We start from the raw sequence: 10,651 nt of genomic DNA, 5'->3' as shown, positions 1-10,651 counted from the left end.
TGCTGAGGCCACGGTCGAGGCGGCCGCGCACCCCGGGAACGGGGTGCGCGGCCGCCTTCGTCATGCCCTTCCGATGATCAAAATTTGCCCGGCTTGCCCGTATATGGCAGGCGATAACGGCAAAAAGGGACTTTTTGCGGTGTGATGGAAGTTGCCAAGGCGTCGCCCGGAGGCTTATAAGAGGAAGGTGGCCGAGGCGATTCCGGGAATTCCGTGGACTGCCGCCATGGAGGTTTCCCATGTTTCTCACTCCGTCCGACACGGAGAAATTGCTGCTGAGTGTTGCCGGAATGGTCGCCCGTGACCGGCGGGCGCGGGGCGTGCGCCTCAACTATCCCGAGGCCGTCGCGCTCCTCGCCTGCTGGGCGATGGAACGGGCCCGCGAAGGGGCCCGCGTCGCCGACCTCATGACCGCGGGGCGATCCGTCCTCACCCGTGCTGACGTGCTCGAAGGTGTTCCGGAGATGCTCCACGACGTCCAGGTCGAGGCGACCTTCCCCGACGGGCGCAAGCTCGTCACGATCACCTCGCCGATCCCGTGATCCCCGGCGAGGTCCGGACCGGACCCGGCGTACTGCACATCAATTCCGACCGTCAGAAGATTAAGCTCACCGTGGTCAACGACGGGGACCGTCCGATTCAGATCGGATCCCATTTTCATTTCTTCGACGTCAATCCCGCCCTTTCCTTCGACCGCCCGTCGACGAAGGGATTCCGGCTCGATATTCCGTCCGGTACGTCGCTCCGCTTCGAGCCCGGCGTCGGCGCGGAGATCACCCTCGTCGCACTCGGCGGACGCGGGACGGTGCCCGGCATCGTCGTACCCGCCGCGCCGGGGGCCGACGCCGCGGCGAAGGAGGCCGTGTGACATGGCACAACTGACCCGCGCCGCCTATGCGGCGCTCTACGGACCCACCACCGGTGACCGCGTCCGGCTCGCCGACACCGACCTCTGGATCGAGGTCGAGGAGGACCGCTGCTTCGGCGGCGAGGAGGCCGTCTTCGGCGGCGGCAAGTCCATCCGCGAATCGATGGGCCAGGCGACCACCTCGCGCGCCGAGGGCGCCCTCGACCTCGTCATCACGAATGTCGTGGTCCTCGACCACTGGGGCGTCGTCAAGACGGACATCGGCATCCGGGCCGGACGCATCGTCGCCCTCGGCCGCTCCGGCAACCCCGACATCGCCGACGGGATCCACCCGGACCTCGTCATCGGGCCCGGCACCGACGTGGTCTCCGGCGAGGGCCGCATCCTGACCGCCGGGGCCGTCGACACTCATGTCCACTTCCTCATGCCGGAGACCCTCCACGAGGCCCTGGCCACCGGCACCACGACCGTCATCGGCGGCGGCACCGGAGCCACCGAGGGCTCCAAGGCCACCACCGTCACCCCCGGTGCCTGGAACCTCGCGATGATGCACCGGTCCCTGGACCGCGTCCCGCTCAACGTCATGCTCTTCGGCAAGGGCTCCACCGTCGGCGAGGACGCCCTGCGCGAGGCGGCGCTCGGCGGCGCGGGCGGCTACAAGGTCCACGAGGACTGGGGCGCCACCCCCGCCGCCATCGACGCCGCACTGAAGGCCGCCGACACCTACGGCCTCCAGGTCGCCCTGCACGGCGACAGCCTCAACGAGGCCGGCTACGTCGAGGGCACCCTGGACGCCATCGCCGGCCGCGGCATCCATGTCTTCCACGCCGAGGGCGCGGGCGGCGGCCACGCACCCGACATCATCACCGTGGCCTCCCACCCCAACATCCTCCCGGCGTCCACCAACCCCACGCTCCCGCACACCGTCAACACCGTCGACGAACACCTCGACATGCTGATGGTCTGCCACCACCTCAACCCGCGCGTCCCCGAGGACCTCGCCTTCGCCGAGTCCCGCATCCGCGCCACCACCATCGCGGCCGAGGACATCCTCCACGACATCGGCGCCCTCTCCATCACCTCCTCCGACGCCCAGGCCATGGGCCGCATCGGCGAGGTCGTCTGCCGCACCTGGCAGGTCGCCCATGTGATGAAGCAGCGCTTCGGGGACCGCGGCAGTGCCCTGCCCGCCGACAACGAACGCGCCCGCCGCTACGTCGCCAAGTACACGATCTGCCCCGCCGTCGCCCATGGCATCGACCATGTCGTCGGCTCCGTCGAGCCGGGCAAGCTCGCCGACCTGGTGCTCTGGGACCCCGCCTTCTTCGGCATCCGCCCCGCCGCCGTCATCAAGGGCGGCATGGTCGTGTACGCACCCCTCGGCGACGCCAACGCCGCGATCCCCACCACCCAGCCCGTGCTCCTGCGCCCCACCGCCGCCGCCGAGGCCGCCCCGCACCTGTCCGTCACCTTCGTCGCCCCGGCCGCCCTGGCCGACGGTCTGGCCGAACGCCTCGGACTCGTACGCGAACTGGTCGCCGTGCGTCCCACCCGCCACCTCACCAAGGCCGATCTGCCGAACAACACCGCGCTCCCGGCCATCGAGGTCGATCCGGAGACCTTCGCCATCCGCATCGACGGGGAGCTCGTCGAGCCGTCGCCCGCCGCCGAACTGCCGCTGACCCAGCGGTACTCCCTGTTCTGATGGCGTCCCTCGCCTCTCTGCTGCTCGGCGACGGACGGCTCCCGGTCGGCGCGTACACCTACAGCGCGGGACTCGAACCCGCCGTCGAAGCAGGCCTCACCCGCGACCGGATCCCCGCACTCCTCAAGGCCCGGCTGCACACCACCGCCGTCACCGAGGCCGCCGCCGCCGTCCTCGCCCTGCGGGCCGCCCGCCAGGACCCGGTCGACTACGGGCCCGTACAGGAGGCCCTGGCCGCCCGGACCCCGGTCGCCCCCCAGCGCGAGGCGTCGGCGGCGCTCGGCCGGGGGGTGCGGCGGCTGGCCCGGCGGCTGGCCCCGGACCACCCGGCGGTCACCGCGCTGGCCGCCCTGAGCGGCCGGCCCCTGCGGCCGGTCACGCTCGGCGCACTCGGAGCCGTACTGAAGGTCACCGAGACGGAACTGGCGCACGCCGTCGTCTACGACGAGCTCCAGACCATCGCCGCCGCCGCACTGAAGCTCCTGCCCGGCGACCCGCTCGACTCGGTGGCCTGGATCCTCGCCGCCGAACCCGACGCGGCACGGGCGGTGACCGCCGCCCTCGCCGTACGGAGCCCGGACCGGCTGCCCGCCCGTACCGCCCCGCTCACCGAACAGTGGGCGCTCGAACACGCACGACGCGAACGGAGACTCTTCCTTGCCTGAGAACGACACCACCCCCGCCCCGCAGCCGAACCCCCACTTCCACGAGCCGCTCAACCAGCCGCGCGCCCTGCGCCTGGGCGTCGCGGGCCCGGTCGGCACCGGAAAGAGCTCCATCCTGGCCACCCTGTGCCGCGAGCTCGCCGGCGAACTCTCCATGGCGGTCGTCACCAACGACATCTACACCGACGAGGACGCCCGCTTCCTGCGCTCGGCGGGCGTCCTGCCCACCGAACGCATCCGCGCGGTCGAGACCGGCGCCTGCCCGCACACCGCGATCCGCGACGACGTCAGCGCCAACCTGGACGCCGTCGAGGATCTGGAGGAGGCGTACGGGCCGCTGGACCTGGTCCTCATCGAGAGCGGCGGCGACAACCTCACCGCCACCTTCAGCCCGGCCCTCGCCGACGCGCAGCTCTTCTGCATCGACGTCGCGGGCGGCGGCGACGTCGCCCGCAAGGGCGGCCCCGGCATCACCGGCGCCGACCTCCTGATCATCAACAAGACCGACCTCGCGCCCTACGTGGAGGTGGACGTGTCCACCATGGTCGCCGACGCCGACGCGGCCCGCGGCGGACTTCCCGTCCTCGCCCTCTCCAGGAAGGACCCGGCCTCCGTCGCCGAACTCGCCGACTGGGTACGGTCGTTGCTCGCCCGTCACCGCGCGGGCTCCCATGTCCCCACGGACCCGGGCCCCATGGCGCCCCACAGCCACTCGTGAACGAACCGGTTGTCGTCGCCGTCGAACGCGACACCTCGGGCCGCCATCTGGCGCGCGAGCTGCGGCCCGGCGCGTTCCTCGCGCCCCGCCCCCTGATGCCGGAGTCCGACCGGATACGGATCGCCCTGGTCGGCACCCGGGCCGGGCTGCTGGCCGGTGACGACCTCGGGCTGCGGATCTCCGTCGGTCCGGGCGCGCGCCTGGAGCTCGTGGAGCCGGCCGGTCTCGTCGCCTACGACCATCGCGGCGGCAGCTCCCGCTGGCGGGCCCGCGTCGACATCGCCGAGGGCGGCGAACTCCTGTGGCACGGCCTGCCGTTCGTCGTCTCCGATGGAGCGGACGTCGTCCGGACGATGGATGCGCGACTCGCCGCCGGGGCCCGGATGCTGTGGCGCGACACCCTGGTACTCGGCCGCTCCGGCGAACGCGGCGGGAGCCTGCGGGCCACGACCCGGGTGACGTACGACGGACGCGAGCTCCTCGTCGAGGACCTCGATCTGACCGACCCGGAGCTGCGCGAGCTGCCCGGCCTTCTCGGCCCTCACCGCGTCATCGGCGCCGTCACGGCACTCGGCGCGACCCCGGCGGGTCCGCCGCACCCCTGTCGCGCCGACCTGGCGGGGCCGGGTGCGCAGGTGCGGCTGCTGGACACGGTCGCCCCGGCCGTCGAGGCGGAGCTGACCGCGGTCTGGGAGTCCTGGCTCACCCCCTGATGTGCACCATACATACGAAATGTATGGTGCATGGAGAGGGTGCGGTACGGGGGAGCCGCGCCGGACACAGCGAGTCGGAGGTACAGCGCAATGACACTGGAGAACAAGGTCGCCGTCGTCACCGGAGGAGCCTCGGGCATCGGCGAGGCCGTCACCCGGGTCTTCGTCGAGCGGGGCGCCCGGGTCGTGGTCGTCGATCTCCAGCAGGAGGCGGGGGACGCGCTCGTGGCCGACCTCGGCGACGCGGTGGCGTTCCTCCGGGGCGACGTCTCCGACCGGGCGGTCGCCGATCTGGCGGTGGCCACCGCCGTCGAGCGCTTCGGCGGGCTGGACATCCTGGTGAACAACGCCAGCGCCTCACGCGTACGGCCCTTCACCGAGCAGACCGAGGACGACTGGAAGCTGGCCATGGACTCCGGCCTCTTCGCCACTCGCAACTTCATGCTCGCCGCGTACCCCGAGCTCCGCAGCAGCCGGGGCTCGGTGATCAACTTCGGTTCGGGCGCCGGCATCGACGGTCAGCCGAACCAGGCGTCGTACGCCGCGGCGAAGGAGGCGATCCGCGGACTGAGCCGGGTCGTCGCCAACGAGTGGGCGGCCGACCAGATCCGGGTCAACGTCGTCGCGCCCATGGCGAAGACCGCGGGCGTCGCCGCCTGGGCCGAGGCCAACCCCGAGCAGTACGCCCTCTCCGCCGCCAAGGTCCCGCTCGGCCGCTTCGGCGACCCGCGCACGGACGTCGCCCCCGTCATCGCGTTCCTGGCGAGCGACGACGCCCGTTACATCACCGGCCAGACCCTGATGGCGGACGGCGGCGCGATCAAGCTCCGCTGACCACGTCCGGGGCCGCCGTTCCCGTGGTCCGGGAGCGGCGGGCCCCGGCGTACGCCACAGCCGCCGCGCACACCAGCGCCGGGGCCGCCGCCAGCGCGAAGCACAGGGCGAGCGGCAACCGGTCGACGAGCAGACCGACCGCCGCCGTACCGCCCGAGGACCCGGCGTTGAACGCGGTGTTCACCCAGGCACCCGCCTGCGTGCGCCGGTCGGCGTCCACGGACTCGTCGGCGATCAGATACGCGGTCGTGAGCGCCGGGGTGACGAAGAGCCCGGCGACCGCGGCGACGGCGACCAGCACATACAGATGCGGCGAAACCCCGGCCACCATCAGCGCCGCACCCAGCGCGGCGGCCACCACCGGCAGTCGCACCCCGCCAGACGACTTCCACCGGACCGCCCCGTAGGCCAGACCGCCGACGGCGCTCCCGGCCGAGAGCGCGGCCAGTACCCAGGACACGGCCGCCGCCTGATGGAGCCGCTCGGTGAAGGCCACCACCAGCAGATCGAGCGCCCCGAGGCACAGCCCCACGGCCGCCGTCACCAGCACCGCGTGCCGCAGCGCGACGATGCCGCGCAACCGCAGCCGGGGCACGGCAGGCGCGTCGGTCACGGGCCGTGCCTTACGCGTGCGGGACACCGCGGGGGACGACACGAGTGCCGACGCCCCCACGAACACGAGCACCGCACCGGCCAGCACGCCGGCCGCCGGCACCGTGAACGTCACCACGATCCCCACCAGCAACGGGGCGGTGACGTACATCAGTTCCTCGGCGACCCCGTCCAGGCTGTACGCGCGCTGCAACAGCTCCCGGTCGGGGACGAGGCTGCTCCACAGCGCCCGCATCACCGGACCGAGCGGCGGGGTGCAGGCGCCCGCCGCAGTGGCGAGCCCGCCCAGGAGGAGCGCCGGGGCGCCGGGATTCCAGGTGGCCAGGGCGATCAGGGCGAGCAGCGCCGCGTACAGCCCCGCCATGGGCGGCAGGACCCTGCGAGGCCCGTACCGGTCGATCAGGGCCGCACGGGCGGGGGAGAGGGAGACGCTCGCGACCCCGAACAGGGCCATGGCGCCTCCGGCCACGGAGTACGAACCGGTGGCGTCCTTGAGCGCGAGCAGGAGGGAGAGGGGCGCGACGCCGTACGACAGCCGCCCCAGGCATGCGGCGGCGAAAGGGCGCGCGGCATGGGGGGTTCGGAGCACGGCGGCGTACGAGGGCGCGCGCGAGGGCGCGGGAGAAGACGTGAGCACGATGACATTCCTCGTGAGGGCAGCGCGGAGAACCGGCGCTGCGGGCATGCGGGGACACCGGAGTGCCGCACCCATGACGACGGGTGCGGTCAGCGCGGGGTCCTACGCACGAGGAGATGACATGCGGGCAAATTATCAGAGCGGGCGTCGCGGCGGCAGTGGGCGCTGTCCGGTGATGTCCGGGTTGGCCGCCAGAACCTTCTCCACGGCCTCGTCCAGCCGGGGCAGGAATCGAAGGACCTCGTCGCGCCGCTCCAGCAGATCGGCGGTACCGGTGATCCCGGTCAGGTCGGCCACCGCCGCCCGGAACGCCGGGAGCCTTTCGGCGTGCAGCGCGGGGTCGTCCACGGTCAGCACCGTGTGGCAGCGGGCGAGCGTCGCGACGATCCAGAAGACCGCCTCGCGGTGCTCGCCCCGGTCGATCAGCTCCAGACTGCCGTCGACGGCGATGGGGCGCGCCCGCTCGGTGAGGTCGCTGCTGAAGAAGAACGGGGTGCGGGCCACCGGGACCGTGGCATCGAACGTGCGCGTCAGCTCGGCCACATGGTGCCGCACCCGCTCCGCGGACACGTCGGCGCAGCCGAGAAGCCCCAGCAGCTCCGGATGGAGCTCCGGCTGCCCGTACGCGGTGAGGACCTCGCGCGCGGCCCGGTAGCGCAGCCGGACGGTGGGATTGCGCAGGGCGGCGACCAGCAGGACGTGCGTGGTGACTCCGGTGGGGAACATCCAGGCCGGCACCTGCTCGTGAAAGGGGGCGGCGGCATCGAACGCGGCGAGGCGGCCCTCGACGCGCTGCCGTGCGTCCAGGCAGCGTCGCCGGACCCAGGGCAGCTCGGCGAATCGCGGCGAGACGTCCGCGTACAGGGCGCGCAGCCCGCCGGTGGGATCGTCGATGACCGTGTCCGTGCGGAAGCTGCCGGCGAGATGGTACGAGGAGAGCGCGGTCCCCGGATCGCGGAGCTCGGCCCACGGCACGTAGGTGATCTCCAACAGGGCACCCTCGTAACGGAGTTTGCCGGGCTTCGCGGGCGGGGCGTCCTCTTCCGTGACGACCATGACGTCGACGTCCGACGAGGGCGCCAGTTCGGCGTCGTCCGCCCGGCCGACCGTCGACCCGCTGAAGTACGCCCCTCTGTATCCGGGGGCGGAGCGGGCGTGGTCGGCCACCCAGCGGACTGCGGCGGCGCGTGCCGCTCCGACTCTCACGTGCGTAACTCCTCGGGGCAGGTCCGGGCGGCTCCGGGTGCCGCGCCATCCCCGACTCCTACGGGGCACGCCCGCCGTTCGTCAAGCGCTTCTCCGAGTTCCCGTGTCCGCGCACCGCTGCCGGGTATGGTCGGGTTCGTTCCGCAGCCCCGTCCCTGATGCTTCTTGGTGAGGTTCGCGATGAGAAAGATCATCTACTCCATGTCCATTTCCCTCGACGGTTTCTTCGAGGGACCGGACCGTGACATCAGTTGGCACCGGGTCGACGAGGAACTGCACCGCTACTTCAACGAGCGGATCGCCGGCATGGGCGGGTTCCTGCACGGCCGGGTCGTCCATGAGCTGATGGCGGACTTCTGGCCCACCGCGGACCAGGACCCGGCCAACGCCGGGCCGATGGCCGACTTCGCCGTCATCTGGCGGAACATGCCGAAGTACGTCTACTCCCGGACGCTGGAGCGGGCGGACTGGAACACCACGGTCGTGCACGACGTCGTGCGCGACGAGGTCATGGCGCTGAAGGAGCAGCCCGGCGGCGACCTGGGGCTCGGCGGCGCCGACCTCGCAGCGTCCTTCGCCGCGCTCGATCTGATCGACGAGTACTGGGTGTACGTCCACCCGGTCCTCATCGGCCGGGGCAGGTCCATGTTCCCGTCGACGGACACCATGACCGCGCTCCGGCTCGCGGGAACCCGGACCTTCGGCAGCGGGGTCGTGGAGTTGCGGTACGAGCGTGCCGAAACGCCGTCGCGGGACTGACCGTCGAGGACGTACGGTCGTGGCCGGTCCGGACCGGCGAAGGGAAGCACATGGCACTGGAAGCAGTTGACCGCCTGGCGGTCATGGAACTGATCGCCCTGCACGGACATCTGGTCGACGACGGCGAACTCGACCGGCTGGACGAGCTGTTCACCGACGACATCGTCTACGACATCACGAACCTCGGGCACGGCTCACTGATCGGGGTGGACGCCTTCCGGGACGCGGCGCTCGCCATGGGCGCGCTCAACCCGGTCGGGCACCACGTCACGAACATCGTGCTCACCGACCTCGGTGACGGGCGGATCGGCGCCCGGTCCAAGGGCATCGGTGTCAACGCGGACGGCACGTGCGGCAGCGTGACGTACGAGGACACCGTCGTGCGGGGCGAGCGGGGCTGGCGCATCAGCTACCGCAAGGTCATCGCCCGGCGCACACCCCTCAGCGCCTCGTGAGGCGCCCGCCGGGCGGCGGGCGCCTCCGGCAGGGCGCTCAGGACTCCAGCAGCCCCGACGTGTCGAGCACCTGACGGATCGCCCGCCCCGACGCCAGCTCCTCCATCGCATGGTTGACCTCGTCCAGGGCCAGCGTCCCCGTGTGCATCTCCTCCACCGGCATCAGCCCCGCCCGCCACAGGTCCAGGAACCGGGGGATGTCGCGGCGCGGGACCGCGTCGCCCATGTACGAGCCCAGCAGGGACTTGCCCTCGCCCGCGAAGGCCAGGGCCGGGACCTCCAGGACGCGGTCGGGGGCGGGCAGGCCCACCGAGACGACCTTGCCGCCGCGGGCCACGGCGGCCAGGCACTCCGCCATGACCTTCGGGCTGCCCACGGCCTCCACCGCCACCTCGGCCCCGCCGGAGGTCAGTTCGCGGATCGCGCCGAGTGCCTCGTCGGGGGCGTACGTGTGTGTAGCGCCCAGGCGCAGGGCCAGTGCGCGTTTCTCCGGGACCGGGTCGACGGCGACGATCGGGTACGCGCCGGCGGCCCGTGCTCCGAGCACCGCCGACAGGCCCACGCCGCCCAGCCCGTAGACCACGGCCGACTGCCCGGGGCGCAGGGCGGCCGTGTTGATGACCGCGCCGGCGCCCGTCAGTACCGCGCAGCCGAACATCGAGGCCACGGTGAACGGGATGTCGCGGGGGATCGGGACCACGGACTCCTGGGCCACCACCGCGTACGAGGAGAACGCGGAGACGCCCAGCTGGTGGTGGACCGTGGCGCCGGAGGCGTCGGTGAGGAGGGAGGGGCCGTGCAGCAGGGCGCCGGATCCGTTCGCCGCGGCGGCTGCCGCGCACAGCGCCGGGCGGCCCGCCGCGCAGTCGGCGCAGAAGCCGCAGCTCGGTACGAAGACCAGGGCGACATGGTCGCCGGGGGAGATCCGGTGGACGCCGGGCCCGGTCTCCTCGACCACGCCGACCGCCTCGTGGCCCAGGGCCATGGGGAGCGGCCGGATCCGGTCGCCGTTGACGACCGAGAGGTCCGAGTGGCACAGGGACGCGGCAGCGACCCGGACCAGGACCTCCCCCTCGCGCGGGGCGCCGAGGTTCAGTTCCTCCACCTCGACCGGACGGGTCTGCGTGTAGGGCCGGGCCGTCGATATTCCGCGCAGGACCACGGACCGGGTCCTCACGCGGTCACCTCGTCGCGGGGGGTGCAGCGCAGGACGTCGCGGCTCTCCAGGAGCGGGACGACCTTGCCGAGAACGATCTCCTGGAAGTGCGGGGTCGCGCAGTGCGCGGTGAAGTCGGCCTCGGTCGCGTACTCCTCGTAGAGCACGACCGCCCGAGGGTCCTCGGTGCCCTGATGGACCCGGTAGGCGAGGTTGCCGGGCTCCTGGCGGGAAGCGGCGGCCATGGCGTCGAGGAGCGGCAGGACCGTGTCCTGCTCGCCGGGGTTCGTGCGGTAGCGGGCTACGACTACGTATGTCACGTC

At 72.3% G+C, this 10,651-nt stretch carries 13 protein-coding genes; 9 read left to right on the top strand and 4 right to left on the bottom strand.

The features are described 5' to 3' along the window. The first annotated feature begins 239 nt into the window (after nucleotides 1–239). The 7 genes from OG912_RS03800 (at nucleotide 240) to OG912_RS03770 (ending at nucleotide 5,503) form a co-directional block, all read left to right on the top strand. Entirely contained in the window at nucleotides 240–542 is a 303-nt protein-coding gene (locus tag OG912_RS03800) for an urease subunit gamma (protein ID WP_327708170.1), read from the top strand. Continuing rightward, the gene (ureB, locus tag OG912_RS03795; RefSeq protein ID WP_327708169.1) at nucleotides 539–868 is read left to right on the top strand and encodes an urease subunit beta; all 330 of its coding nucleotides are present in this window, start codon (nucleotides 539–541) and stop codon (nucleotides 866–868) included. Before OG912_RS03800 ends, ureB begins: the two co-directional genes overlap by 4 nt. A gap of 1 nt (nucleotide 869) precedes the next feature. Beyond that, a complete protein-coding gene (locus OG912_RS03790; protein WP_327708168.1) occupies nucleotides 870–2,573 on the top strand; it encodes an urease subunit alpha in 1,704 nt (567 codons plus the stop codon). Then, nucleotides 2,573–3,238, top strand: a complete 666-nt coding sequence (locus OG912_RS03785; protein WP_327708167.1) for an urease accessory protein UreF — start codon at nucleotides 2,573–2,575, stop codon at nucleotides 3,236–3,238. Before OG912_RS03790 ends, OG912_RS03785 begins: the two co-directional genes overlap by 1 nt. A 67-nt stretch (nucleotides 3,239–3,305) precedes the next feature. Beyond that, complete coding sequence (gene ureG / locus OG912_RS03780; RefSeq protein ID WP_327713330.1) at nucleotides 3,306–3,956, top strand: urease accessory protein UreG; 651 nt, start codon at nucleotides 3,306–3,308, stop codon at nucleotides 3,954–3,956. Beyond that, the gene (locus tag OG912_RS03775; RefSeq protein ID WP_327708166.1) at nucleotides 3,953–4,669 is read left to right on the top strand and encodes an urease accessory protein UreD; all 717 of its coding nucleotides are present in this window, start codon (nucleotides 3,953–3,955) and stop codon (nucleotides 4,667–4,669) included. The genes ureG and OG912_RS03775 overlap by 4 nt, the downstream gene beginning before the upstream one ends. A 90-nt stretch (nucleotides 4,670–4,759) precedes the next feature. After that, nucleotides 4,760–5,503, top strand: a complete 744-nt coding sequence (locus OG912_RS03770; RefSeq protein ID WP_327708165.1) for an SDR family NAD(P)-dependent oxidoreductase — start codon at nucleotides 4,760–4,762, stop codon at nucleotides 5,501–5,503. Here the strand turns inward: OG912_RS03770 and OG912_RS03765 are convergent. Together OG912_RS03765 and OG912_RS03760 are read right to left on the bottom strand one after the other, a co-directional pair. Further along, nucleotides 5,490–6,752 carry an MFS transporter gene (locus tag OG912_RS03765; protein WP_327708164.1) on the bottom strand — a complete coding sequence of 421 codons (1,263 nt, stop codon included), beginning with the start codon at nucleotides 6,750–6,752 and terminating at the stop codon, nucleotides 5,490–5,492. The two genes, OG912_RS03770 and OG912_RS03765, sit on opposite strands and share 14 nt — an antisense overlap. A 135-nt stretch (nucleotides 6,753–6,887) precedes the next feature. Then, nucleotides 6,888–7,958, bottom strand: coding sequence for a hypothetical protein (locus OG912_RS03760; RefSeq protein WP_327708163.1), 1,071 nt, complete (start codon nucleotides 7,956–7,958; stop codon nucleotides 6,888–6,890). A 180-nt stretch (nucleotides 7,959–8,138) separates the two neighbouring features. Between OG912_RS03760 and OG912_RS03755 the strand changes: the two genes are divergently transcribed. Together OG912_RS03755 and OG912_RS03750 are read left to right on the top strand one after the other, a co-directional pair. Beyond that, entirely contained in the window at nucleotides 8,139–8,717 is a 579-nt protein-coding gene (locus OG912_RS03755) for a dihydrofolate reductase family protein (protein WP_327708162.1), read from the top strand. A 50-nt stretch (nucleotides 8,718–8,767) separates the two neighbouring features. Beyond that, nucleotides 8,768–9,172 carry a nuclear transport factor 2 family protein gene (locus tag OG912_RS03750; RefSeq protein WP_327708161.1) on the top strand — a complete coding sequence of 135 codons (405 nt, stop codon included), beginning with the start codon at nucleotides 8,768–8,770 and terminating at the stop codon, nucleotides 9,170–9,172. Nucleotides 9,173–9,209: 37 nt separating this feature from the next. On the opposite strand, the gene OG912_RS03745 is transcribed toward OG912_RS03750, so the two are convergent. Then, complete coding sequence (locus tag OG912_RS03745) at nucleotides 9,210–10,349, bottom strand: zinc-binding dehydrogenase (RefSeq protein WP_327708160.1); 1,140 nt, start codon at nucleotides 10,347–10,349, stop codon at nucleotides 9,210–9,212. Next, nucleotides 10,346–10,648 carry a putative quinol monooxygenase gene (locus OG912_RS03740; protein ID WP_327708159.1) on the bottom strand — a complete coding sequence of 101 codons (303 nt, stop codon included), beginning with the start codon at nucleotides 10,646–10,648 and terminating at the stop codon, nucleotides 10,346–10,348. Before OG912_RS03740 ends, OG912_RS03745 begins: the two co-directional genes overlap by 4 nt. Between the last annotated feature and the right edge of the window lie 3 nt (nucleotides 10,649–10,651).

Source organism: Streptomyces sp. NBC_00464, assembly GCF_036013915.1.
Classification (GTDB): Bacteria; Actinomycetota; Actinomycetes; order Streptomycetales; family Streptomycetaceae; genus Streptomyces.
Note: the sequence above shows the minus strand (reverse complement) of the source record. Positions and strands in the feature narration are given on the sequence as shown.